This window comes from Reyranella sp. (assembly GCF_965228225.1).
Taxonomy (GTDB): Bacteria; Pseudomonadota; Alphaproteobacteria; order Reyranellales; family Reyranellaceae; genus Reyranella.
The window spans coordinates 70,790-95,613 of sequence record NZ_OZ245801.1; the positions used below are offsets into that span (position 1 = coordinate 70,790).

A 24,824-nucleotide genomic window follows, 5' to 3' on the forward strand; every position below is an offset into this window, starting at 1 on the left:
CGTGAAGCCGCGTCTGTTGGCCGGCGCGGTGCCCAGGCTGGCGTCGGTCGTGATGCTGCTGGCGATCTGGTACGCCGCAGCCTGGCTGCCGGCCAAGCCGTTGCTGCCGCCGCCGCACCAGGTGCTGATCTACCTGATGCAGGACGTCCAGAAGCCGGAAATCTGGAAGCATCTGGGTGTGACGCTGATGCGCATCTTCATGGGCTTCGGCCTGTCGATGGCGATCGCCATACCCTTCGGCATCGCGTTGGGCTTCTCGGCGTTTGCGCGCCAGCTGTTCGGCTCCTGGGTGGTCATCGGGCTGATGATTCCCAGTCTCGTCTTCATCATCCTCGCCTACACATCGATCGGCTTGAACGAGTTCGCGGCCGTCGTGGCGGCGGCTCTGGCCGTGGTCTGGGTCCTGACCATCAATATCTGGGAAAGCGCCAAGGCCGTCGACGTGAAACTGATCCAGATGGCGCGTGGGTTCGGCTTGTCGTCGATCCGCATCGTTACGTCCGTCGTCCTGCCGCAGCTTGCTGCCTCGCTGATGGCGTCGGCACGGTTCGGCCTCGGGCTCGTCTGGAAGATGGTGCTGTTCGTCGAGCTGCTCGGCCGCAGCAACGGCATCGGTTACCAGATCGAGTATTACCACCAGCTCTTCGATCTCGGTCGCGTACTCGAGTACACGGTCTTCTTCGTGGCCATCATGCTGCTGATCGAGGTCGTGGTGCTGGGCGGCATCGAGCGCCGTCTGTTCCGCTGGCGGCCAGCGGCGCGGCTGGCCTGACGATGTCGGTATCCATCACCATCCGGAACTTCGCCAAGGAGTTCGAAACCGCCGACGGTTCGCGCCTGCGCGTGCTGGAGAACGTTGACCTGCAGGTGACGCCCGGCGAGTTCGTGACCATCCTTGGGCCTTCGGGCTGCGGGAAATCCACGCTTCTCAATGCGCTGAGCGGGCTCGACACGAGTTTCCAGGGAAAGGTCGAGATCGGCCGCAGCGCGGTGGGGGCCGCCAGGCCGCGCATCGCCTACCTGTTCCAGGAGCCCCGCCTGCTGCCGTGGCGCACGGTACGCGGCAACATCGAGTTCGCGCTCGATGCGGCACGCGTCCCCAAAGCCGAATGGCCGGCGCGCTGCGAACGATGGCTGCAAGCCGTCGGCCTCGCATCGTTCGCTGACTATTTCCCGCTACAGCTGTCGGGCGGCATGCAACAGCGTGTCTCGATCGCGCGCGCCTTTTCGATCGAGCCGGAATTGCTGCTGATGGACGAGCCGTTCAGCGCTCTCGACGAGATCACGGCTCTCCGCATGCGCCAGCTGCTGCTGTCGCTGTGGGAGGCCGACCGCCGCACCGTGCTGTTCGTGACGCACAATTCCCTGGAGTCCGTCTATCTCTCGGACCGCATCGTGGTGATGAAGAGCGGTCCGAACAGCCGCATCTGTGACGAGATCGGCCTCGGCCACCTGCGCCGGCCGCGCACATACGACGACCCGGCGCAATATGAGACGCAGCGCGCTGTGCTCGCCACACTGATGCGGTACGTCTGATGAAGGGCAAGGCGATCGTTGCGGGCGCGGGAATAGGCGGTCTGGCTGCCGGGCTGGCGCTGCTGCGCAAGGGCTGGCAGGTCCGCGTCTACGAGCAGAGCGACGATATCCGGATCCTGGGTGCGGCGATCTACATCTGGGAGAACGGCCTGCGAGTCCTCGAGACGCTGGGCGTATACGACCAGGTGATTGCCGGCACCGCACCGGTGCAGGTGCGCGAGCGGCGCGGCGCGAAAGGCGAGCTGCTGGGCGTCGAAAACACCGCGGCGAGTGGCCGCCTCTTCTTGCCGATGCGCCGCGCGCTGCTGACTTCGCTCAAGGATGCGGTGATGTCGGCGGGCGGGGAGATTCATTTCGGCAAGCCGGTGCAGGGCGCCGATCCGGCCGGCGCGCTGCGCTTCCGCGACGGCACGGTGGAGCAAGCCGATCTCGTGATCGGCGCCGATGGCGTCAACAGCCGGGTGCGCGACAGTCTCGGGCTGCTGCGCTCGCGGAAGCCGGTGGGTCAGTACGGCTATCGCATCATGATCGATCGCCTGCCGGGCGATGCTGCGCACGACTCCCGCAGCCGCATCAGCGAGCACTGGAATGGCAGCCGGCGGTTGCTCTATGCGCCCAGCAGCCCGCAGCAGGTCTATGTCCAGCTCACGTCCGTGCGCGGCGATCCGGCGGCGGGCGCGCCGTTCGACCGCGCCTCTTGGCTTGGGACCTTTCCGCATCTCGATTGGGTGATCGAGCGTATCCCCGAGGACGGCAAGGGCGACTGGTTCGAGGTCGTGCGCGTCCATTCCTGGGCACGCGGCCGCGTTGCGCTGATCGGCGATGCCGTCAGCGCCCAGCCGCCGTTCCTCGGGCAGGGCGGCGGCGTCGCCATGACCTCGGCCCTCTCGCTGGCCGACGCACTCGCGAAGCACGACGATGTGGAGGCGGCGCTGGTAGCCTGGCAGACCAGCGAGCGGCGCTTTGTCGAATGGGTGCAGACGGTCTCGCGCTTCTACGGCGAACTGGCGCTGATGCCCCAGACGCTGCGCAAGATGATGCTGAAGCTGCTCACGGGTAACGCCTGGCTGCGCGAGCACACGATACGCTGTGCGGCGCTGCGGCCGCCGACCGGTGCGCTGTGAAGCCGCGGCCGTTCGACTATCGCCGCGCGGCCTCGGTCGAGGAGGCATGCGACCTGCTGGCCGGGCCGGTCGAGGCGAGGCTCATAGCGGGTGGCCAGAGTCTTGTTCCGATGATGAACCTCCGTCTCGTCTCGCCCGCGCTGCTGGTCGACATCGGCGGACTTGCCGAGTTGCAGAGGGTGAAGCTGGCAGGCGACGCGCTGAATATCGGCGCACTGGTACGGCACCGCCAGGTCGAGACCGATCCGCTGGTGGCGCGGCACGCACCGCTGCTGGCGAGCGCCGTACGGCATGTCGCGCACCAGGCGGTGCGCAACCGCGGCACTCTGGGCGGCAGCCTCTGCCATGCCGATCCGGCCGCTGAATTTCCCGCCTGCATGCTGGTGCTCGAGGCCACCCTGCACATCGCCTCGGCCGGGGCCGAGCGAACCGTCGCGACCGGCGACTTCTTCCAGGGGATGTTCGCGACGGCACTCGGGCCGGGCGAGATGCTGACCAGCGTGTCGATTCCGCTGGCCACCGCGCGCGATCCTGCCGCGATCCACGAGTCGTCGCGCCGCCACGGCGATCTCGCGCTGGCGGGCATCGTCGGCCGGCGCGGGAAGCGCCTGCATCGCTGGGCGGCGTTCGGTATCGAGGACCGCGCCGTTCGGCTTGCCCATCTCGAGACGCTACTTTCGGACAAGCCGCAGGCCGGCGAGGCGGAGTTTCTGGCGGCGCTCGCCATCGACCTGCCATCGACGGTGGGCGCAGGCCCCGCAGGACGGGCCAAGCTCGTGATCGCCGCCGAACTGGCGCGGCGCTGTCGAGACGACATCGATCGCACGCGAGGGGCGGCATGAGCGGCCTCCATACGATCAAGTTCCGGCTGAACGGGCGCGCCGTGGCGAAGCATGTCGAACCGCGCACCAGTGCGGTCGACATGCTCCGGCACGAGTCCGGTCTCACCGGCACCCATGTCGGCTGCGAGCACGGCGTCTGCGGTGCCTGTTCGATCGTGCTCGACGGCGCGGTGGTGCGCGGCTGCCTCGTCTTTGCGGTGCAGCTCGATGGCGCCGAGGTCGAGACGATCGAGGGCGCGAGCGACAGCGGCCGTATCGCTGCGTTGCAGGCGGCGTTCGTCGACCGTAACGCGCTTCAATGCGGCTTCTGTACGCCGGGCATGCTCCTTACCGCAGCCGAGCTGCTGTCGCGCGAGCCCGACCCCTCGCGCGACCAGATCCGCGAGGCGCTGTCCGGCAATATCTGCCGTTGCACCGGTTACGAGGCGATCGTCGATGCCGTGGCCGCCGCGGCGAAGGTAAAGCCATGACCAGCGCGACGACCAAGGCCGTCGGCTCCTCGCACCGGCGCGGCGACGCCCGGCTGTTCGTCGGTGGCCGCGGAACCTATATCGACGATGTGGCCGTGCCAGGCCTGCTGCATGTGGCTTTCCTGCGGTCGCCGCACGCGCATGCAGGCATTGTGGCGATTCGCACCGCCGAGGCCGACGCTCTGCCCGGCGTGGTTCGTGTCGTGACGGCCGCCGACCTCGCGCCGGTCTGCAAGGGCTGGGAGACATCGCAGACGTATCCGGGCCTGGTGATGCGCACGCAGTATCCGCTGGCAGAGCACCGGGTGGCCTTCGTGGGCCAAGCGGTCGTTGCGGTCGTGGCGGAGAGCCGCGCGCTCGCGGAGGATGCCGTCGAGCTGGTCGAGATCGAGTGGGCGCTGTTGCCGCCGGCCTGCGATCTCGCCGACGCGCTGGCGCCCGAGGCGGCACGTGCCCATCCCGACCTTGCAGGCAATCTCGCCTACCAGGCCGATGTCGGCGATGCCGAGGACACGGCGCTGTTCGCGAACGCGGCCTGCGTGGTCGAGGCGTCCTTCCGCTTCAACCGGCAGACGGTCATGCCGCTGGAGACGCGCGGCGTGATCGCGAGCTACCTGCCGGGCGAGGGCAGCCTGACCGTGCACCAGAGCCACACCGCGCCACATCAACTCCGCTCGCTCTACGCCACACATCTCGGTCTCGACGAGGGTCGCATCCGTGTGATCTGCCCGCATGTCGGGGGGTCGTTCGGGGCGAAGATCCACCTCTATTCCGACGAGGTCGCTACAGTGGCGATCTCACGCCTGATCGGCCGGCCGGTGAAATTCGTCGCCGACCGGCTGGAAGCGCTGATGACCGATATCCATTGCCGCGAGCAGATCGTGACGGCACGGCTGGCGCTCGACGGCGAGGGAAAGTTCGTGGCGTGGCGGGCAGAGACGCGGCTCGCCATGGGTGCCTTTTCGACCCATCCGGGCTCCAGCGTACAGGAGGGCGACGAGGCGGTCCGGCTGGCCATGGCGCCCTACCGCGTGCCGCATGTCGGAGGCCGCCTCGAGGTCGTGTTCCAGAACAAGAACATCGTCGGTCAGTATCGCGGTGTCGGCCATCCCATTGCCTCGGCGATCGGCGAGCACCTCATCGAGAAGGCCGCCGCAGCGACCGGCCGCGATCCGGTGGCACTCAGGTTCGCTAACTATGTTCCCGACGACGCCTATCCGGTGAAGACGCGCACCGGCATCGACCTGGACGCGCTGTCGCACCAGGCCTGCCTGCGACGCCTAGCCGAGATCGTCGACATCCCGGCCCTGCGTGCGGAGAACGAACGGTTGCGCACCGAGGGGATCCATCGCGGCTTCGGCATCGCCTGCTTCATCGAGCGGACGGCCACCAACGCGCCGACGAACGCGCATATCCGCAAGGCGACGGCACAGGACGGGATCACGCTCTCCATCGATCCTTCCGGCGCGGTTCGCTGCGCCATCAGCGTCACCGATCAGGGGCAGGGCACGCACACGGTGGTGGCGCAGGTCATCGCCGATGAGCTTGGCGTCGCCGTCGAGCGCGTGCGCATCGTCTCGGGCGACAGCCAGGCCACGCCCTACGGCTCCGGCGTGCGCGCCTCGCGCGGTACCGCGGTCGGCGGCGAGCTCGCGCTGCATGCCTCGCGCGAGCTGCGCGCGGCGATCCTCGAGGCGGCGGCGCAGCTGTTGCAGACCAGTGCGGATAGACTGGGAATGAGCGACGGCATGATCCGCGAACGAGATTCACAGGCAAGTGGTATCAGCCTCGCCGACCTCGCCGAAATCGTGCACTTCAAGCCTCAGCTCCTACCGACGGGTGCTCAGGTCAATTTGTCGCTGTCCCGCCATCTCGGACACGACTGGCCGGCCCTCGTGCCGACCAATGGCGTGCAGGCCTCTCTGGTCGAGGTCGATGTCCGGACCGGCGCGGTGCGACTGCTGCGTCACTGGGCGGTCGACGATTTCGGCACCATCGTGAACCCGCTGCTGGTTGGCGAGCAGGTTCGCGGCGGCATCGCACAGGGGATCGGCCAGGCGCTGTTCGAGGAGCTGCTCTACGATGCCGACGGCCAGATGCAGAACGCCTCGCTCGCCGACTATCTCGTGCCGCTGGCGTCGGACCTGCCCGACATGGTGATCGACCATGTCGAAACGCCGTGGCCGCACTCGGTGCTGGGCGCCAAAGGCGCAGGCGAGGCCGGCACCACCGGCGCGGTCGGCGCCGTGCTCAATGCCGTCAACGACGCGATCCGGCCGCTCGGCGCGGCCATCACCGAGCTGCCGATGACACCGGAGCGCCTGCTCGCCGCGCTCAACCGCCTTTGACGTCCGCGGATGACACGATCCTCATGACCAAACCCTGGCCTGCCAACGACCGCATCCATCTCGCCAATGTTCACGTCCCCATCCAGGGGCTGGCCGGCGACGCGCCGGGCCGCCCCGACGAGGACGGGCTGGTCAGGCTCGACCTGGTGATCGAGCGCGGCATCGTCGCCGATCTTCTGCCGGCGGGATCTGTTACCGGCGGCGCCGTGTGCGACGCCGACGGCGGCATGGTGCTGCCGCCCTTCGCCGACCTGCACGCCCATCTCGACAAGGGCCACATTTTCCGCCGGGCGCGTAATCCCGAGGGCACGCTCGTCGGCGCCCGCGCCAGCACGCGTACCGACACCGAGAGGCACTGGCGCGAGGAAGATGTCGAGGCGCGCTTCGAATTCGCGCTGGAATGCGCCTATGCCCACGGCACCGGGGCGATCCGAACCCATATCGACTGTTTCGTGCCCGGCCAGGCCGAGATCAGTTTCGCGGTGTTCCGCCGGCTGCGCGAGCGCTGGGCAGGCCGCATGGTGGTCGAGGCTGCCGCGCTGGTCAGCACCGACCTCTACGACGCACCCGAGAACGGCGCCCTGATCGATATGATCGCCGAGTCGGGCGCGCGGCTGGGCGGCATCACCTACCGCCTCGATCACGGAGAGGACCCGGCGGTCGTCGATGCGCGCCTCGACCGGCTGCTGACGCTCGCCAGGGAGCGCAAACTCGATGTCGACCTGCATGTCGACGAGAACGGCGCGCCCTCGTCGACGACGCTCGCCCAGGTCGCCGAGGCGGTGATACGCCACGGCTTCGAGGGTCATGTCGTGTGCGGCCACTGCTGCAGCATGTCGATGCAGGAGGAGCCGGTGTGGCGGCGGACCGTCGGGCTCGCGCGCGATGCTGGCCTCACCATCGTCAGCCTGCCTCTGGTGAACCAGTTCCTGCAGGGCCGGATCGACGGCGGCACGCCACGCTGGCGGGGCATTCCGCTGCTCCGCGAACTGAAGGCGGCGGGCGTCGCGGTGGCGCTGGCGAGCGACAATTGCCGCGATCCGTATCATGCGTTCGGAGACCACGACATGATCGAGGTGTTCGGCGCCGGTGTCCGCATGGGCCATCTCGAAGCCGAGCTGGACCGGTGGCCATCGTCGATCACCACGGTACCGGCATCGCTGCTGGGCCTGGCTGAAGGCGGGCGGATAAGGCGTGGCGGGCCAGCCGACTTCCAGCTGTTCGGTGCGCGCGACTACAGCGAATTGCTGGCGCGCCGTCAGCCCGACCGGATGGTGATCCGCGGCGGTCGGCACATCGACGCCCGTTTGCCCGACTACCGCAAGCTCGATCGTGTCGTCGCCCGCAGCCAGATCGTCCACACGCAATAGGGGGCCCGGATCATGTTCACCAAGAGCCAGCACGCCGCGTGGCATCACGTCCTCGGGCTCTGCAAGCTGGGCGAGGGCGAGACAGCGGTTGTCCTCGGTGCGCAGGGGGTCGACACGCGCTACCGCGACACCGCCCTGCAGGTCGCTCGTGAGCGGGGCGCGACCGCCGCCTACATCGAGGTCGAGAATGCAAACCGGCTGCCCGCGACCGCCCTGGCGGCTCTGCGTACCGCAGACTTCGTGGTCGATCTCTCACACAGCCACGATCCGGAGATCCGCAAGCTCGCGCCGTACGGCACGCGCACGCTCGTGGTGCTGGAGCCGCCGGAAATCCTCGAGCGCATGCTGCCGCAGGCGTCGGACAAGGATCGCGTCCTGCACGCCCAAGCCTGTATCCGCCAGTCCGGGCGCATGCGTGTGACCACGGCGGCCGGCACGGATTTCGAGGTGGCGCTGGGCGAACTCGGCGGCAATTGCCAGTACGGGTTCTCGGACGAACCCGGCCATTGGGACCAATGGCCGGGTGCCTTCGTCACGACCTACGGCAACGAAGGCTCGGCCAACGGTACCGTGGTGATTGCAGAAGGCGATATCGTCTTTCCCCAGAAGGAATATGTGCGCAACGCCATCACGCTCCGGATCGAGGGCGGCTATATCCGTGCGATCGAGGGCGGCGTGGACGCCATGCTGCTCAAGGCGACGCTCAATTCCTATGCCGACCCCGAAGTATTCGCCGTCTCCCATCTCGGCTGGGGACTCAGTCGCAACTCGCGCTGGGATGCCTTGGGATTCTACGACAAGAAAGAGATTGAGGGGCAGGACGGCCGTGGCCACTACGGCAACTTCCTGTTCTCGACCGGGCCAAACCTGTCGGGCGGCGGAACGCGCCGGGCGCCGCTGCATCTCGACATCCCGCTGCGTGACGCCACTGTCTGGCTCGACGACCGCCAGATGGTAAAGGCGGGCGAAGTGCTGGCAGCGGAGCAAAGAGCCTAGCAAGAAGTTCCTGTTCGCGGACGCGTCGTTACTCGACGAAGGCCATTTTCGACGGCCAACCCGCCCGGGTTGGCGGGACTGACCTTGGTGAGGCCCTTGCTTTCAAGGAGTGCGCCGATGTTGGCCAGCATCTGGACGCTGCCGCAGAGCATGAAGCCGTCGTTCTCTGGAGCCAGCGGCGGCAGGCCGAGCGGCACGAGAGGTCGCACCGGGCGGATCCGCTTCGAATAATTCGCGCGACGCTGCCGAAAATATGATCTTTACGCCCTGTGCCGGTGCGGTAGGTCTGACCTACATGACCGCAGAAACCTCCCCCCGGATCAGCTGGCCCGAAGAAGGCGTTCGACGCATTCCGTACGGCGTCTACTCGAGCCCCGACATTGCCGCGCGCGAGGAGAGCGCAATCTTCCGGGGACCGATCTGGCACTTCCTCGGACTCGAGGCGCAGATTCCCGACACCGGCATGTACGTGCTGGCGCAGGTCGGCGAGACGTCGGTCATCGTTGTCCGTCAGGCCGACGGCGGCATCGAGGCACTGGTCAACCGCTGCTCGCACAAGGGCACGCCGCTTGCCTATCTGCCGAGGGGCAAGACCAGCCGCTTTCTCTGCATCTATCACAACTGGTGTTTCGCGTTGAACGGCAAGATGCTGTCGGCCGCCTTCGAACGAGGCGTCGCCGGCAAGGGCGGCATGGCATCGACCTTCAAGAAGGAGGAAAACGGCCTGCAGAAGATGCGCGTGCATCGGCTGAGCGGGCTGATCTTCGGCACGTTCAGCGACCAGACGCCGCCGTTCGAGGAGTATGTCGGCGCCGACCTTATCGCCAACATCAAGCGCGTGTGCGGCCGTAAATTGCGCGTGCTGGGGCAGTACAGCCAGAAACTGCCGTCCAACTGGAAGCTCTACATCGAGAACGTAAAGGATCCGTACCATGCCTCGATCCTGCACGCCTTCAACGGCGTCATGAAGCAGGACCGGCTGACGATGGAAGGCGGCATCGTCATGGGCTCGCGGGGGTGGTCGCACATCAGCTACTCCAAGATGAGCACCGACCAGGGCGATGCAGTCTACAAGGACAAGACGCTGCGCTCGGGCGAGCTCACGGCCTACGGGCACGGCTTGCGCGACACGTCGATGACCGACATCTGGGACGATTTCGGCGACGGCGTCAGTATGACCATCCAGACGATCTTCCCGAATTTCGTCCTGCAGCAGCTTCGCAACTGCCTGGCCGTCCGGACGATCGTGCCGAAGGGAACCCACGAATCGGAACTTCGATGGACCGCCTTCGGCTTCGAGGACGACGACGAGCGCAAGCTGAACGGCCGCCTGAAGCAGGCCAACATGATGGGGCCGGCCGGCCTCATCGCCATGGAAGACGGCATGATCGGCGGCCTCGTCCAGCGCGGCATCGCCGGCGATCTCGACAAGGCGGCGGTGATCGAGATGGGGGGGCACGGTATCGAGCCGATCCCGGGATCGCGCGTATCCGAAGGCAGCGTGCGCGGCTTCTGGACCGGCTATCGCGCCCTGATGGGACTTTGACCATGGACACGATCGTTCAGGCGGGAGCCGTTTCGGAAGCGCAGGCAAGGCGCCTCCTTGTCGACTACGCCTATGCCATCGACGACGGGCGCCTGTCGGAATGGCCGACGTTCTTCACGGATCCCTGCCTCTACCGCATCACGACGCGGCAGAACGAGGAGCAGGGCCTGCCGCTGTCGATCATGCTGTGCGACAACCACGCCATGCTCTATGACCGGGTCGAGGCGATCGAGAAGGCCAATGTCTTCGAACCGCATTTCTATCGGCACATTCTCTCGGACTCGCGCATCGCTGCCGTCGCTGCCGAGGGTCTGGGACTCGAGACCAGCTTCATCTGCGTCCGCACCATGCTCGACGGCCGGCAGAGCCTGTTCGCGGCCGGCGTCTATCGCGACCATTTCGTGAGCAAGGACGGGGGATGCCTGCTGCGCTCGCGAACGGTCGTCCTCGATTCCTCGCAGGTCGACACGCTGCTCGCCATCCCGCTATGAGCCTGAGCGTGCTCAACCGGTCCCGTCTTCACGAGGTGAGCATCTCGACGCTCTCGACCGTGCTGTACCGCCTGGGCGTGAAGCGCGTGTGCCCGCTCGGTATCCGGCCGCTTTCCCCGGACCAGCCGCGCATGGTGGGCGAGGCCTATACGCTGCGGTTCGTGCCGATGCGCGAGGACGCCAGCGACCAGGCGAGCTACGGTACCGCGGCAAACCTGCACCAGCGCACGTTCGAGGAATGCCCGCCCGGCCACGTTCTGGTGATGGACACGCGCGGCGAGCTGCGTGGCTGTTCCTGCGGCGACCTGTTGATCGGCCGGCTGAAGGCGCGCGGTTGTGCGGGCATCGTCACCGATGGCGGGTTCCGCGACACGGCCGACATCGAGGCGCTGGGCTTCCCGGCCTATCAACGCGCGACCGTGCCGACGCCGAGCTTCGGCTACCTGCAGGCGGCGGAGGTCCAGGTGCCGATCGGCTGCGGCGACATCGCGGTCTACCCCGGCGACATCATCGTGGGCGACCGCGACGGGATCGTCGTTATCCCGGCCGCCCTGGCCGACAAGGTGGCCGAGACGGCGTGGGAACAGACCGGCTACGAGACCTTCGCGGCCGAGGAAGTGAGCCGTGGCCGCAGCATCGTCGGCCTCTACCCGGCGGGCGAGGTCGCGCTGGCGGACTACCGCGCCTGGCAGAAAGCCCGCGATGGCGGCGCCTGACTCGCGACTGGAAGTCGACGCCACCGACCGCGTGGCGCGCCTCGCCGCGCAATTCAAGGTGCACGGGATCGTGCTGTCGGAGCAGCAGGCGGCCGAGCTCGTGGTGGCATCCGACCGGCTGCAGCAACTCAAGGAGACGGTGCGCGCAGCCGCGACCCGCTCTCCGCAGCGCCGTTCATGAAATCGATTCCGTCCCTCACGGAGGCCGCACGCGCCATCCGCGCCGGGACGTTGAGCCCGCTCGACTTGCTGGAAGCCTGCCTGGACCGCCTTCAGGCCTGCGACGAGACCCTGCACGCCTTCGTCACGCGCACCTGTGGCAGCGCGCGCATTGCTGCCCAGACGGCGGAACGCGAGATCAAGGCGGGGCGCTGGCGCGGGCCGTTGCACGGCATTCCGATCGGCGTGAAGGATGTGATCGACGTGGCGGGCGTTCCCACCACTGCACAATCGCGGCAACTCCACGGCAACGTGCCGACCCGCCATGCGGCGGTCGTGAAGCGGTTCGTCGATGCCGGCGCGCTGATGGTCGGCAAGCTGACGACGCACGAGTTCGCGTTCGGCACGCCGTCCTGGGGACCGCCCGGACCTCCGGCGCTCAATCCGTGGAACTCCCGCCGCTTTGCCGGTGGCTCGTCGAGTGGCGCGGCCGTCGCTGCCGCGACAGGAATGGTTCTGGGCGCCATTGGTACCGACACGGCAGGCTCCGTGCGCAGCCCTGCCGCCCTGTGCGGCGTCGCGGGGCTGAAGCCGACGCGCCAGCGCATCGACACGGCGGGCGTTTTCCCCCTGGCCCGGAGCCTCGACACCGTGGGCATGATTGCCTGGACAGTCGAGGATTGCGCAACCTTGTTCGCCGCCGCCACACCGGCTCCCGAGACCGGTGTGCCTTGGCTGTCGTCCGACCGGATTCCGTTGCTCGACGCCGACCTGCGCGGACTCCGTATCGGTGTCTTGCGGCATTTCTTCGAGAAGGATGCACCGATCAGCATCGACGGCGCGACGGCGATCGACGACGCGCTCGATGTGTTCCGTGGCATGGGATGCCGAGTGCGCGACGTCGTCCTGCCGCCGCTTGGCGAATGGAATGCGGTCGGCATGATCATCCTGCTGGCCGAGGCCTTCGCCATCCATGAAGTGTGGCTGCGCGAGCGGGGGCATCTCTACGGCGATCAGGTCCGCGAGCCGCTCCTGCTGGGCGCCCTGATCGACGCCACGGACTATCTGGAGGCGAAGGAGCACGCGGTACGACTGGCGGCGATGCTCGATGCCGCGTTCGAGGAGCACGATCTCCTGGTGACGGCGATTCAGCCGGGCGAGGCGATTCCCATCGATTCAGTGTCGAAGTGGGGCTTCCTGGAGAGGCCGAGCTACGGCATCCCGTTCAACGTCAGCGACAATCCCGCCCTTTCGGTGTGTTGCGGCTTCGGTCGCCAGGGATTGCCGCTCGCCCTCCAGCTGGTGGCACGGCGGAACGATGAGCTGACCCTGCTGCAGGCCGGCCACGCCTACGAGCAGGCAGGCGGCTGGCGGCGGGCGCGTCCACCGGCATCGGACGGGGGTACGGAACCGCCGCCATGAAGTAAGATCGCCCGCCATGGCTCTCGGACTCCTGCCCCATTTCGTCAATACGGCGGCGTTGCGCTACTTCTACGAAGTGGCCCGCTACGGCTCCTTCCAGATCGCCGAAGAGAAGGTGCACATTGCCGGGTCCGCGATCCGGCGGCAGATCCAGCTTCTCGAGGAGGAGCTGGGGTCCAAGTTGTTCGTGCGCGAGCGGGCCGGGCTTCGCCTCACGGCGGCCGGCGAGGCGCTGCTCTACCGGCTGCGGCGCGCGATGAAGGAACTCAGCGCCGCGCGCGTCGAGATCGACGTTCTGCAGGGCATGCACACCGGCAACGTGCGTCTTGGCATCAACGAGACGATGGCGCGTGAATTCCTGCCGACTTTCATCGAGACCTTCGGCAAGAAATATCCACGCATCACCCACGACATCACGGTCGGCAATTCGAACGCGCTGTCGGACATGCTGCTGCGCAGCGAAGTCGACATCATTCTGGGGTATGCGCTCGAGGCGAAGGACGGGCTGCAGAAGGTGCTGTCCTACGATCTGCTGACTTGCGTGACGGTCCATCGCAAGCATCCCTTCGCCAGGCGCGCCTCGGTGCGCGTGGTCGACCTCGTCGACGAGCGTTTCATCATGCCCAGCACCGATTCCATGACCCGGCGCATCTTCAACGAGCTGTTCGCGCGCGTGGCGGTGAAGCCGGTGTTCAGCATCAGCACCAATTCCTTCGAGCTGATCGCCCTCATGGTTGCGCGCGGCCTCGGCATTGGCTGCCAGGTCTCGCTCTTTGCCGGCCCCGATCCGACGCGCCCGGACCTGGTCTATGTGCCGGTGCGGGACGCCCGCATCGCGTCGGCAGTCCTGGGATGCTGCATTGCCCAGGAAGGGGTGCCCAACATGGCGGCGTCCCTCCTGCTCAAGGAACTGGGCGCGGCGCTCGCACTCTGGCGGTCCGAATCGGGGTCGCGCGTGGCCGACAGAGTCGTCGCGAAGGCTTCATCGGCGCGGTCGCGGCCCGTCTAGACTGGCCCGGGGTTATTTCTCGTCGCGCCGGATCGAGGCGTGCCAGGGCAGCAGGCTTCGCTCGAGAAAGCCCACGAACCAGAAAAACAGGATGCCGACCGCCGACAGGAAGGCGATGGCGGCGAACTGACGGGTCACGTTCTGGTCGGTTGCCGCCACGACGATGAGATAGCCCAGCCGCTGTCGGCGCCGACGAACTCCGCGACGATGGCGCCGATGACGGCGAGCACGCTCGCTACCTTGAGGCCGGCGAAGATGCTGGGCAGGGCATTGGGCAGGCGGAAATGCCAGAACACCTGCCATGCGCTCGCGCCCATCGACTGGGCGAGGTAGACGGTCTGGAAGTTCAGCGATTTCAGTCCGACCACGGCGTTGATGACGATCGGGAAGAAGGTCATCAAGGTCACGATGATGATCTTGGGCGTCAGGCCGAAACCGAACCACACCAGGAAGAGCGGCGCCACCGCCACCTTGGGGATCGTCTGCGTGCCAACGATCAGCGGATAGAACAGCTTCTCGAAGATGCGCGAGTACGTGAAGAGCACCGCGAGAGGCATGGCGATGGCAAGCGAGACCAGGAAGCCGAGGCCGATCTCCGACAGGGTCACCAGCGCATGCTGCGACAGCAGGCTCCAGTGCTTGATCATGTCTGCGATGATGGCGGTCGGCGTCGGCAGCAGGTAGGGCGGCACCTTGAGGACCACGACCGCGATCTGCCAGGCGGCGAAGAAGGCGAAGCCGCTCACCAGCGCCCATGGCATCTCGATACGACGGAGGAATTTCATCTTCTATTCCTCGCGCAGGATGCCGATGGATTCGAACACGCGGCCGATGCGCCGGCTGTATTCGATGAAGCGCGGCTGCTCGCGCATCGCCATGCGGCGCGGCCTTGGCAGGTCGATGTCCACGATCTCCTCGATCCGGCCAGGACGCGGCGACATGATGATCACACGATCACTCAGAAACACCGCCTCAGACACCGAATGGGTGATGAACAGAACGGTGGTCGGGCTCTCCTGCCAGAAGCGCAGGAGGTCGATGTTGAGCTGGTCGCGCGTCAGCGCGTCGAGGGCGCCGAACGGCTCGTCCATCAGGAGCAGGGGCGGACTGTGGAGCAGGGCCCGGCAGATCGAGGCGCGCTGACGCATGCCGCCCGATAGTTCGTGCGGATACATGCCTTCGAATCCCTTGAGACCGACCAGTTCGAGCAGATGGAGCGCCCGGTCCTTGAGCGTGCGGCGGTCGAGGCCGCGCACCTCCGCCTGCAGCATCACGTTCTGCAGAATCGTGCGCCATTCGAGCAGTACGTCCTGCTGGAAGACAATGCCGATGTCCGTGTAGGGCGCGTTCACTTTCGTGCCGCCGATGGTGATGCTGCCGGTCGAATGGCCGACGAGGCCCGACAGCAGCATCAGGAGCGTGCTCTTGCCGCAGCCGCTCGGCCCGACAATGGAGACGAATTCCTTCTCGCGGATCGTGAGATCGACGGTTTCCAGCGCCCTGATCGGACCGCTGCGGGTCTCGTAGGTCTTTGAGACCTTCTCGATGGTGATGAACATTCCCTATACGCCCGTCAGCTTCTCGATGGTGCTCGTCTTCACGTTCTCGATGTGCTCCGCCATCAGCCGCCGGGCTGCCCCGGCGTCGCGGTTCTCGAGTGCCTGCAACAACGCCAGATGTTCGGCGCAACTATCGTGCAGGCGGCCGGGAACGCTGCGCGTCTCGAACATGTGCGTGCGCTGCCTGAGTTCGAGCGCCGTCTCGGCCAGAATCTGGTTGCCGCAATGATCGCCGATCATGGCGTGCAGGGCCTCGTCGACGGCCCATCCCCTGGCGTTCGGTGTCTGGGGGGCGGCCTGGATGTCGGCGATCTGCTGACGGGCGGCGGCGATCTCCGTCAGCGGCACGCGCAGCGCGGCCAAGGCGGCTGCCTCCGATTCGAGCAGCTTGCGAACGTTCAGCACCTCGACGAACTCACGCAGGCTCAGGCGGCGCACGATCAGGTAACGGTTGAGGTGACGCTCGACGAGGCCCTTGCTCTCCAGCCGCGTCAACGCTTCGCGCATCGGGGTGCGCGAGATGTTGAGGCGGAGCGCGAGCTTGCGCTCCTGCAGCGGCGTGCCACCCGGCAGCTCGCCCGACAGCATCAGGTCGAGCAGGCGCTCATAGGCCAGATCGCTCAGGCTGGGTTCGATGCCAATGTCTTCCAGGGGGCCGAGGGGGGCCAAGGCCTTGTTCATGCGGTCTTCTCCAGCAGGCGTTCCGCCGCGTTCTCGGCGAGTCCGGCGGCGGCATCGAGTTTCCAGGCATTGCGCGCCAGCGGGTGGGCCGTGCGATCGAGTTGCCGGTCGAGATGGCGGCGTAGCTCGGAGAGTGTCGGGCGCGTGCCTTCGAGCGCCCGCTCGGCTTGCGTGGCGCGCCAGGGTGTCGGTGCGAGGGCGCCGAGCACGATCCTGACGTCGCGCCAGCGCCCGTCGCCTTTGTCGAGATAGGACAGGGCGCAGGAGGCGACCGCGAAGTCGCCTTCCCAGAGGCCGAGCTTCTCGAAGCGGGCGCAACGGCCGAGCGCCGCGGCGGGAAGCCGGATCTCGACCAGCACGTCCTCGTGCCCCAATACCGTTTCGCCCGGTCCGGAATAGAGGGCGAGGATGGGTACCGTCCGCCGTCCGAAGCGGCCGGCGATCACGGCCTCGGCGTCGAGGGCGCCCAGCGCCGTCGCGAGATCCGAAGGCGTTACCGCCTGGCAGCGATGGCCGCCGATCGCCGCGTGATAGAAGCGGTGATCGCCGGAGATGGCGTAGCACGGGGCGCTCAGGCCGGCGCGCTTGTAGCAATTGAAGCCATTGCGATAGAACCAGCAGCGTTTGCCTTGCAGCAGGTTGCCGCCGACGGTTGCCATGGCGCGGATCTGGCTGGAGGCGATCGTGGCGATCGTTTCCGACAGGAGCGGCACGCCGGCCGTCGCGCGTGCGACCTCGGCCAGTGTCGTCGCGGCGCCGAGCACGAGTGAGCCGTCGGCATCGGTTCGCACGCCCCTCATTTCCGGTACGTCGAGCAGTGAGGCGAAGTGGCCGCCACTGCCCAGTCCCTGCTGGCGGCCGGGCAGGATGTCCGTGCCGCCCGCCAGCGGGACGCCGCCGGTCTTGAGGGACGCCACGACGGCGTCCACGCTTTCGGGCATGTCGATGCGGTCGATCGAGGGAGGGCGCTGCGCCGCTGCTTGGCGCAGGCGATGGGCGTGCAGCAACTTGAGCAGCCCGCGCGGATAGAGCCATCGAATGAACGCGATCCACCAGCGGGTCGGACGCCGCCACAGTTTGTGGTCCCGCCGTCGGCCTTCCCTTTCGGCGAGCCCGTCCATGATCTTGTCGGGCGTGATCGGCAGCTCGCGCACGCGCACGCCGGTTGCGTCGTAGACGGCGTTGGCGATGGCTGGGGCAGGGGGCGTGTTGCACAGTTCGCCGATGCCCTTGGCGCCGTGCGGTCCCACGGGATCGCCGCCTTCGAGCAGCATCGTGCGGATCCGCGGTAAGTCGCCGGCGCGCGCCATCGCATAGTTGATCAGCGCCGGATTCACAGCGCGACCCTGCTCGTGGATCATCTCTTCGCCGAAGGCCGCGCCGCCGCCCATCTGGACGCCGCCGGCGATCTGACCGTGCACCATCACGGGGTTCAGCGCCGTGCCGATATCGTGGGCCGCGGCAAAGTCGACGATCCGCAGCTTGCCGGTCTTGAGGTCGACCTCGACCTCCGCCCCGTGCGCGGCAAAGCTGTAGGTGCCCGAGAAATTGCCACGCCCGTTCTCGTCGAGGAGCTCAGAGGCCTCGTCGATATAGGAAACCTCGGTGCTGAGGATGCCGTCGACGGTGTCCGGATGCTGCGCGACCAGTCGGGCAATGGGCACCCGACCGGCGTCGGAGACGGCGTGTCCGTCCTCGAAGCGGATCGGCAGGTTGCCGAGGTCGCGCGCCGCGACGGTCGACAGCCGCTCGATGATGGTCCGGCACGCCTTGAGGACCGCGTGGCCGGTATAGTAGGTGCCGCGCGAGCCCCAGGCCCCGAGATCGTAGGGCGTCTGGTCGCTGTCGATCGAGATGATGCGGATCTTCCCGAGTGGCAGGCCGAGATTGTGCGCCACGATCTGGGTCAGGATGGTGCGCTGCCCGGTGCCGGTGTCGGCGCCGCCGAAGCGGATCAGGGCGCCGCCGTCGGTATCGAGATCGATGATGCTGTCGTTGCGGTTGGAACCCGGGAAAGCGTAGGTCCCGGACGAATGGAAGCCCGTGGCGATGCCGAGGCCGCGGCCGGGCCGGCGCTGCTTCTTCTTCGTGTCCCAATCCAGCGCCGAGCGCACCGCTTCCAGGCACTCTGCCAGGCGCGCGGTCTGGAGGCGCGCGCCCTGAAGGGTCTCAGTGAAGGGCCGGTTGGCATTGCGAAGCCTGAGATCGATCGGGTCGATGCCAAGCTTCCCGGCGAGATCGTCGAGCAGCGATTCCAGGGCATAGACGGCCTGCGTGGTGCCATACCCGCGGAACTGACCGCCAGGCTGCTTGCTGGTGTCGATCAACTGCGCGTCGACCGCCAGCGCCTCGGTACGATAGAGCGTGCCGAACGCTTTGGGACCGGACGACATCACGCTCCAGCCCGAATGAACATAGGCGCCGTTGTCGACCTTGATCGTGCTGTCGATCGCCCGCACCAGCCCCTCGTCGTCTGCATGCAGCGTGAGCTCGGTCCGCCAGCCATGCCGTGTCTTGGTCATGGCGAATTCCTCCGCGCGCGTGAGGGCGATACGCACCGGCCGCTTCGCCTCGCGCGCCAGGACTGCGGTGATGGCTTCATGCTCGGCGATGCGCGACTTTGCGCCGAACGCGCCGCCGATCCCGACCTCGTGCAGGATGACCTGGGACTGGTCGAGATTCAGAAGCTGCGCCATTTCCTTGGCGACGAAGAACGGTGCCTGCGTGCCCGTCCACAGGTGAAGCGTGCCATCGTCCTTCCACAGGGCGACGGTCGCGTTGGTTTCCATGCAGACATGGGTTTGCGGCGGAAACCAGTAGCTGCCGCGCACGCTGTTCGTCGCGACGGCCTTGGCCTTCGCCATGTCGCCCCAGCGGCGGACCAGTTTGTAGGCAATGTTGGCGATGCCGGTTGGTCGCTCGTGCAGGACGGGCGCGTTCTCCTCTGTCGCCGTGTCGATCGTGAAGGCGGCCGGCAGCGGAGCGTACACGACCTCGATGCGGTCCAGCGCGGCCTGGGCCTGCTCGGCCGTCTCCGCCGCGACCGCGGCGATTTCCTGCCCCACGAAGCGCACGACATCGACGGCGAATGGCGTGCGGTCGGCGGCTCCATCATGGATGTAGCGCGCACCCTCGGGGAAATCCCGAGCGGTGATGATTGCGTGGACGCCCGGCATGCCCTGCGCCCGGCTCGTATCGATCGAGACGATGCGCGCATGGGCGTGCGTGGAACGCAAGATGCGACCGATCAGCAGTCCTTCGGGCGCGAGGTCGCCGATATAGGTGAAGCGGCCCGAGGTGAATTTTTCCCAGTCGAGCGGCCTGATGCTGCGGCCCAGGACGGGGGAGCGGCTGACCGGGGCGCTCACGCGTCGACCATTTGGCGGCCGCGACGCTTCTCCGCGGTGGCCCAGATGGCATCGACAATGCCGTTGTAGCCCGTGCAGCGACAGATATTGCCCGACATCTCGTAGCGGATGACGCGTTCTGCTTCTGCCCGCGTCGCAGGCAGGCCGGCGCGCAGAAGAGCGGCAGCGCGAACGAGCTGGCCCGAGGTGCAGAAGCCGCACTGGAACCCGCCCAAATCGGCGAAGGCCTCGCGCAGATCCTCGAACTCCTCGGTCAGGCCTTCGACGGTCGTCACCTCGCCGCGCACGCGGGCGGCCAGGGTCAGGCAAGCCATGACCGGCACGCCGTCGATGAGCACCGTGCAGGAGCCGCACTCGCCGCGGCCGCAGGCTTCCTTTGCTCCTTTTAGGTTCAAAGTGCCGCGTAGAACGGCAAGGAGGGTCATGCCCGGGGGCGCGGAAATTTCATGCGCCCGCCCATTCACCTTCAAACCAGCCACGATTCCTGCATTCCCTCAACTCATCCGTGCCCGGTTCGGGCGTGGTATACCAATTGCATTCCAAATCCATGCCAACTGTTGGCGCGGGTTTGGATCATGGGATCGGAACAGTTCGCTTTCACGCGACGTGGGTCGGCACACGCCGGCCCGCTTCGATCGCGATGGGCTCTGTGCGCGCCTCGTCCATTGCAGCTGGCGGCGCGGCGAAATGCCGGCGTGAAGAGTCAAGTCAAGCAGGGAACAGCGGAGAACCGATATGACGACGATGAAGAGACGGACGATGCTGGGCGGAAGCCTCGTTGCGGCCGCGGGCCTCGGGGCGGGTGGTGCGAGGGCTCAGGCACAGCCCGCGACGCTGCGACTCGACTGGACGCCATCGGGCTATCACGCGCCGTATTTCTATGGCGTGGCCAAGGGCTACTACAAGGATGCTGGCGTCGATCTGCAGATCTTCGACGGCAAGGGCAGCCTGTCGACCCTCACTGCGGTCTCTGAAGGCGCCGACACGATCGGGATCGCCAGCCTCGCCACCATGTCGCTCGGTGTATCTCAGGGCCGCCAGCTGGTGGCCATCGGCGGCATGATCCAGACTATGCCCGATGGCATCATCTCGCTGCAGGGTTCGGGCATCACAAAGCCCAAGGACATCGAGGGCAAGACCTGGGGCTACAATCCCGATGACTACTCGACCAAGCTCTTCCCCGCTTTCGCCGCGGCGGCCGGTATCGACGAATCCAAGGTGAAGAAGATCCAGCTCAGCCATGCCGTGGTGCACACCTCGCTGCTCGCCGGCAAGATCGACTTCATGATCGGCTGGGAATTCACCGATGCGTTGCGCATCGCCCGCCAGAAGCCGATCGAGCCCCCCATCAAGTATGCCGACTACGGTGTGAACATGTTGGGCGGCGGCATCTTCTTGCACAAGAAGACGGCAACCGAGAAGGCCCAGCTCCTGAAAGGCTTCCTCGCGGCCACGACAAAATCGTTCGACGAGGCGTTGAAGAACCCCGGGGTTGCGGTGGAGGCCCTCGTCGCGGCGCGGCCCGGCGCGGACAAGGATCTGCTGCTCGAGCAACTCAAGCGCACGCCGCCCTATCTTCACACCAAGGCGACCGCGGGCAAGCCTTTTGGCTACATGGCGGCCGAAGACTGGGAGGGAACCCTCAAGTTCATGAAGCAGGCCTTCGAATTCAAGACAGACGTGAAGGCGAGCGACGTCTACACAAACGATTTCCTGCCCAAGGGATAGGCGACGTCGGCGCAAAGCGGCAGTCATCGACGGAATGCCCCCTTTTGGGGGGCGATTCCTAGACTACCTGCGCCGTTCAGGACACGACGCTCAACGTCGCGAGCTTCGCGGCCATGCTGGAAAGGGTCGGGGATCGAATAGCCGTCTCGACCTCGCTGGAGGAACACTTCCTTCACTGTCTCATGGGGGGCCGGAACGGACGGCCGAATTCATGATCGGATCGTCGCGGCCAGCCCGTTCAGTACGCGGCTTCCAGCAGCTGCTGCGCCGCGGCAATGCGCTCAGCATCGGATCGGACGCCTGCGTTGGCATTGAAGTTCTTGACCGTCTGCCCCGCGATGAGGGGAAGCGCCGATCGCGGGATGTTCAGTTCGCTGAGACGAATCGGCATTCCCACGCAGCGGTACAGTCGTTCCAGCTCATCGGCGATGACCAGCCGGGTCGGCCTGTTGCTGCGACCGAGGCCGAGGGCGTCGGCGACGACCTGCGCGGCGGCTGCGTCGTCATCCTGTGACAACCGGATCTTGGTGGCGTGGATGGTGGAGATCGACTCGCCCTGGCCGACATGCGGGAACTGGACGTGCAAGGCGGTCGAAACGGCGTAGTCTCCGCCAAAGGAAGAACTGGCGCCCATGCGGACCCCATCGTCCTCGGCCCGGTTCTGAAGGAACGCCGCGATGCAGAGATCGGCACGCGAGGCTGCATCGTCGCGATCCTGCGCGAGGGCCGAATAGGCGCGAAAGGCGAGACGGAACGCCTGAAGGCGATCGCCTTCGACCAGTGGATTGGATTCGGGCGCGGCGATGGATCCGACAAGACTGGAGAAGACCGTGGTGGCGGTTGAGCGATGGGAGGAAGAGGGTGTCGTCATCAGGACATCGTAATCCAGCAGGATTGCCTGCGGCCGGGTCTTGGGGTCGAAGTACTCCATTCGATGATCAAGATCGGCATTCTTCAGTCCCGTTCCAGCGCGATTCATCGCGCTGGTGGGAGTGGTCGGGATGTTGACGATGGGCATCTTCGGCGCGGCCAGGCGCGGGCTGTAGGCCGGCTTGTCGGCCGGGTACTGCGTCATGAGCTCGAAGGGATCGCGATCCTCTCCGAGGAAGATGGCGACGGCCCGCGTGGCGACCAGCACACTTCCGCCCCCGACGGCGATGAGGAGATCGGCCTTGGCCTCGCGAGCGGCATCCCTCGCGGCGCAGACGTTGGGATAGGGGCAGTCTTTTTCGATCTGATCGAAGACGCCGGCGAAGGCCGGCCCCAGAGTCTTTTCAAGGCGGCGAACGATGTCGGTTCGCCCGTTGATGGACGGCGAGCAGACGACGAAGGCGCGCTTGGCGCCGGCGCGAGCAACGACTTCATTGAGATGGTTCTCAAGGACGTTCGATCCGCAGTGCAAACGCCAGCTATAACCCGAGGCACGAAAGCTCACTCGATTTCCTCCTGTTTTCGGGATCTTTGTAAACCGATAGCACATTTTGCCGTCGGCCATGGCTGCAGCCCGCTATAGTGCCGATGTCCGTTGTGCGAGGAGTGAAGTCCAGTGGCATTGCCGTCGTCCGTCGCCGTCATGAGCGGTCTCGCCCTCGAGGTGGCCGTCAATCGCTGGCTGAAACCGGCCTTCGAGGCCGCCTCGTCTTATCGCCTGGAAATCGACTGGCGCCCGACCACCGCCATCATGAAGTCGATCGCCGAAGGGCAGCGCGCCGACGTCGTCATCGCCATCAACGGCGCCATGGACAAGCTCTGCGCCGAACGCATCGTGCGTCCCGAGACCCGCGTCTGTCTCGCCGATTCGATCCTGGGCGTCGGCGTCCGCGAGGGCGCGCCAAAGCCCGACGTCTCGACGGTCGAGGCGTTCAAGCGCACGCTGGTGGCTGCGAGGGCGGTAGCCTACTCGCGGGCCGGTGCGAGCGGCATCTACTTCACCGGGCTGGTCGAGCGGCTGGGGATTGCCGCGGAGGTCAACGCGCGCGCCGTCGCGATCCCGATGGGCTTCACCGGCGAGAAGGTCGCGAGCGGCGAGGCCGACATTGCGATCCAGCAGGTGAGCGAACTGATGTCGGTGCCCGGCGTCGCCGTCGCCGGTCCGTTTCCGCCGGAGGTCCAGACCGTCTCGACCTTCGATGCCGCCATCTTTGCCGATGCGGCGAACCCCGAGGGTGCCGCCGCGTGGATGGCGCTGCTCGCCTCGCCCTCTGCTGCGAAGGCCTATGGCGATGGTGGCCTGGTATCCCGCCTCGCGCAGTCCTGAAAACGCTCTCCTTTCGAAGGACCGGCCGCATGTCGAAGAAGCCCCGAATCGTCCTCCTGCATGGCACGCCCGTCGCCATCGAACCCATCCAGCGCGCGTTCGCCACGCGATGGCCCGAGGCCGAGGCCGTCGACCTGCTCGACTCCTCGCTGTCGATCGATCGCGCCAAGGACCACGAGCTGACGCCGCGCATGTTCGAGCGCTTCGTCGAGCTCGGCGGTTATGCGCACCGCATCGGGGCCGAGGCGATCCTCGTCACCTGCTCGGCGTTCGGGCCGGCGATCGAGCGCATGGCCCGGGAACTGCCGGTGCCCGTGCTGAAGCCCAACGAGGCGATGTTCCGGGAGGCGATCGGCCGGGGACGGCGGATCGGGATGCTCGCGACCTTCGCGCCGTCGGTGCTGACCATGACGGAGGAGTTCGAGCAGTTCGTCGCCGAGGCAGGCGCGCAGGCAACGCTCGAGACGATCGTCGTCGAGGGGGCCATGGACGCGCTCCGCAAGGGCGACGCCGACCGGCACAACGCGCTGATCGCCGCGCGGGCGCCCGAGCTCGCGCACTGCGACGCCATCATGCTCGCGCACTTCTCGACATCGCGGGCGCTGGCTTCCGTCACCGCCGCGGTCGCGACACCCGTGCTCACCGCGCCCGACGCCGCGGTCGACCGTATCCGGGCCGCCATCGGCGGCTAATAAAGGAGGAATTCATGGCAAAGCGAATCGTCGAGAGCCCGCAGGCGATGAAGGCGCTGGTCGGTCAGGAGCTGGGAGTCAGCGACTGGCTGGTCATGACGCAGGAACGCATCAACCTGTTCGCCGAGGCCAGCGGCGACCATCAGTGGATCCATGTCGATGTCGAGCGCTGCAAGACCGACATGCCGGATGGCAAGACCATCGCGCACGGCAATCTCACCTTTTCCGTGATCTCCACCTTCGCCCGCGATGTGCTGAAGATCGACAATATGCGGAACGGCATCAACTACGGCTCGAACAAGGTACGCTACACCAGCCCCGTGCAGGTGGGCGCGCGCATCCGCGGCCGCCAGAAGCTGCTGGCCGCCGACGACATGCCAAACGGCGGCATTCGCATGACCTACCAATGGACCGTCGAGATCGAGGGCCAGGAGCGTCCGGCCTGCGTCGCCGAGACCATGAGCATCGCCTACGCGAAGACGTAGAGTCTTTCACCTCATCCTGAGGAGC

Annotated in this window: 25 protein-coding genes; 18 read left to right on the forward strand and 7 right to left on the reverse strand. The window is 66.7% G+C overall.

All coding sequences use genetic code 11. The annotated features are described in order from the left end of the window. The first annotated feature begins 1 nt into the window (after position 1). From ACO07K_RS00295 to ACO07K_RS00360, 14 genes are all read left to right on the forward strand, one after another. On the forward strand, positions 2-772 hold the full coding sequence (locus ACO07K_RS00295; protein WP_422033940.1) for an ABC transporter permease: 771 nt from the start codon (positions 2-4) through the stop codon (positions 770-772). A 2-nt stretch (positions 773-774) separates the two neighbouring features. Further along, positions 775-1,536 carry an ABC transporter ATP-binding protein gene (locus ACO07K_RS00300; RefSeq protein ID WP_422033941.1) on the forward strand — a complete coding sequence of 254 codons (762 nt, stop codon included), beginning with the start codon at positions 775-777 and terminating at the stop codon, positions 1,534-1,536. Beyond that, the gene (locus ACO07K_RS00305; protein ID WP_422033942.1) at positions 1,536-2,660 is read left to right on the forward strand and encodes an FAD-dependent monooxygenase; all 1,125 of its coding nucleotides are present in this window, start codon (positions 1,536-1,538) and stop codon (positions 2,658-2,660) included. The genes ACO07K_RS00300 and ACO07K_RS00305 overlap by 1 nt, the downstream gene beginning before the upstream one ends. Continuing rightward, positions 2,657-3,502, forward strand: a complete 846-nt coding sequence (locus ACO07K_RS00310) for an FAD binding domain-containing protein (protein WP_422033943.1) — start codon at positions 2,657-2,659, stop codon at positions 3,500-3,502. The genes ACO07K_RS00305 and ACO07K_RS00310 overlap by 4 nt, the downstream gene beginning before the upstream one ends. Then, positions 3,499-3,972 (forward strand): (2Fe-2S)-binding protein, encoded by a 474-nt coding sequence (locus ACO07K_RS00315; protein WP_422033944.1) that lies wholly within the window; start codon positions 3,499-3,501, stop codon positions 3,970-3,972. The genes ACO07K_RS00310 and ACO07K_RS00315 overlap by 4 nt, the downstream gene beginning before the upstream one ends. Beyond that, positions 3,969-6,320, forward strand: coding sequence for a xanthine dehydrogenase family protein molybdopterin-binding subunit (locus ACO07K_RS00320; RefSeq protein ID WP_422033945.1), 2,352 nt, complete (start codon positions 3,969-3,971; stop codon positions 6,318-6,320). The genes ACO07K_RS00315 and ACO07K_RS00320 overlap by 4 nt, the downstream gene beginning before the upstream one ends. Before the next feature lie 23 nt (positions 6,321-6,343). After that, complete coding sequence (locus ACO07K_RS00325; protein ID WP_422033946.1) at positions 6,344-7,690, forward strand: cytosine deaminase; 1,347 nt, start codon at positions 6,344-6,346, stop codon at positions 7,688-7,690. 12 nt (positions 7,691-7,702) lie between these two features. Next, positions 7,703-8,686, forward strand: a complete 984-nt coding sequence (locus ACO07K_RS00330; protein ID WP_422033947.1) for a 2,5-dihydroxypyridine 5,6-dioxygenase — start codon at positions 7,703-7,705, stop codon at positions 8,684-8,686. A gap of 295 nt (positions 8,687-8,981) precedes the next feature. Then, positions 8,982-10,232 (forward strand): aromatic ring-hydroxylating oxygenase subunit alpha, encoded by a 1,251-nt coding sequence (locus ACO07K_RS00335; protein ID WP_422033948.1) that lies wholly within the window; start codon positions 8,982-8,984, stop codon positions 10,230-10,232. 2 nt (positions 10,233-10,234) lie between these two features. Further along, positions 10,235-10,723, forward strand: a complete 489-nt coding sequence (locus ACO07K_RS00340) for an aromatic-ring-hydroxylating dioxygenase subunit beta (RefSeq protein ID WP_422033949.1) — start codon at positions 10,235-10,237, stop codon at positions 10,721-10,723. Between the two features lie 8 nt (positions 10,724-10,731). Beyond that, the gene (locus ACO07K_RS00345) at positions 10,732-11,439 is read left to right on the forward strand and encodes a ribonuclease activity regulator RraA (RefSeq protein WP_422033950.1); all 708 of its coding nucleotides are present in this window, start codon (positions 10,732-10,734) and stop codon (positions 11,437-11,439) included. Further along, positions 11,426-11,620: a hypothetical protein gene (locus ACO07K_RS00350; RefSeq protein WP_422033951.1), complete on the forward strand. Its 195-nt coding sequence runs from the start codon at positions 11,426-11,428 to the stop codon at positions 11,618-11,620. Before ACO07K_RS00345 ends, ACO07K_RS00350 begins: the two co-directional genes overlap by 14 nt. Further along, positions 11,617-13,020 (forward strand): amidase, encoded by a 1,404-nt coding sequence (locus ACO07K_RS00355; protein ID WP_422033952.1) that lies wholly within the window; start codon positions 11,617-11,619, stop codon positions 13,018-13,020. Before ACO07K_RS00350 ends, ACO07K_RS00355 begins: the two co-directional genes overlap by 4 nt. A gap of 16 nt (positions 13,021-13,036) precedes the next feature. Beyond that, positions 13,037-14,029, forward strand: coding sequence for a LysR family transcriptional regulator (locus ACO07K_RS00360; RefSeq protein WP_422033953.1), 993 nt, complete (start codon positions 13,037-13,039; stop codon positions 14,027-14,029). 12 nt (positions 14,030-14,041) lie between these two features. On the opposite strand, the gene ACO07K_RS00365 is transcribed toward ACO07K_RS00360, so the two are convergent. Genes ACO07K_RS00365 through ACO07K_RS00390 form a run of 6 tightly spaced genes read right to left on the reverse strand, consistent with a single transcriptional unit; the run spans position 14,042 to position 20,116 of the window. Next, complete coding sequence (locus ACO07K_RS00365) at positions 14,042-14,167, reverse strand: hypothetical protein (protein ID WP_422033954.1); 126 nt, start codon at positions 14,165-14,167, stop codon at positions 14,042-14,044. After that, positions 14,164-14,814, reverse strand: a complete 651-nt coding sequence (locus ACO07K_RS00370) for an ABC transporter permease (RefSeq protein ID WP_422033955.1) — start codon at positions 14,812-14,814, stop codon at positions 14,164-14,166. Before ACO07K_RS00370 ends, ACO07K_RS00365 begins: the two co-directional genes overlap by 4 nt. Before the next feature lie 3 nt (positions 14,815-14,817). Continuing rightward, a complete protein-coding gene (locus ACO07K_RS00375) occupies positions 14,818-15,588 on the reverse strand; it encodes an ABC transporter ATP-binding protein (protein ID WP_422033956.1) in 771 nt (256 codons plus the stop codon). Between the two features lie 3 nt (positions 15,589-15,591). Then, positions 15,592-16,269 (reverse strand): GntR family transcriptional regulator, encoded by a 678-nt coding sequence (locus ACO07K_RS00380; RefSeq protein WP_422033957.1) that lies wholly within the window; start codon positions 16,267-16,269, stop codon positions 15,592-15,594. Further along, complete coding sequence (locus tag ACO07K_RS00385) at positions 16,266-19,637, reverse strand: molybdopterin cofactor-binding domain-containing protein (protein ID WP_422033958.1); 3,372 nt, start codon at positions 19,635-19,637, stop codon at positions 16,266-16,268. Before ACO07K_RS00385 ends, ACO07K_RS00380 begins: the two co-directional genes overlap by 4 nt. Beyond that, positions 19,634-20,116, reverse strand: a complete 483-nt coding sequence (locus tag ACO07K_RS00390; protein WP_422033959.1) for a (2Fe-2S)-binding protein — start codon at positions 20,114-20,116, stop codon at positions 19,634-19,636. The genes ACO07K_RS00385 and ACO07K_RS00390 overlap by 4 nt, the downstream gene beginning before the upstream one ends. 256 nt (positions 20,117-20,372) lie before the next feature. Here ACO07K_RS00390 and ACO07K_RS00395 point away from each other — a divergent pair, with 256 nt between their 5' ends. Further along, positions 20,373-21,365: an ABC transporter substrate-binding protein gene (locus ACO07K_RS00395; RefSeq protein WP_422033960.1), complete on the forward strand. Its 993-nt coding sequence runs from the start codon at positions 20,373-20,375 to the stop codon at positions 21,363-21,365. A 238-nt stretch (positions 21,366-21,603) separates the two neighbouring features. Here the strand turns inward: ACO07K_RS00395 and ACO07K_RS00400 are convergent, their stop codons facing one another. Continuing rightward, positions 21,604-22,860, reverse strand: a complete 1,257-nt coding sequence (locus tag ACO07K_RS00400) for an iron-containing alcohol dehydrogenase (RefSeq protein WP_422033961.1) — start codon at positions 22,858-22,860, stop codon at positions 21,604-21,606. Between the two features lie 51 nt (positions 22,861-22,911). Here ACO07K_RS00400 and ACO07K_RS00405 point away from each other — a divergent pair, with 51 nt between their 5' ends. The 3 genes from ACO07K_RS00405 to ACO07K_RS00415 are packed head-to-tail and all read left to right on the forward strand — an operon-like array spanning position 22,912 to position 24,799. Then, entirely contained in the window at positions 22,912-23,622 is a 711-nt protein-coding gene (locus tag ACO07K_RS00405) for a substrate-binding domain-containing protein (RefSeq protein WP_422033962.1), read from the forward strand. A gap of 29 nt (positions 23,623-23,651) precedes the next feature. Further along, positions 23,652-24,314 carry an aspartate/glutamate racemase family protein gene (locus ACO07K_RS00410; RefSeq protein WP_422033963.1) on the forward strand — a complete coding sequence of 221 codons (663 nt, stop codon included), beginning with the start codon at positions 23,652-23,654 and terminating at the stop codon, positions 24,312-24,314. Positions 24,315-24,328: 14 nt separating this feature from the next. Continuing rightward, on the forward strand, positions 24,329-24,799 hold the full coding sequence (locus ACO07K_RS00415; protein WP_298311541.1) for a MaoC family dehydratase: 471 nt from the start codon (positions 24,329-24,331) through the stop codon (positions 24,797-24,799). Positions 24,800-24,824 lie beyond the last annotated feature (25 nt).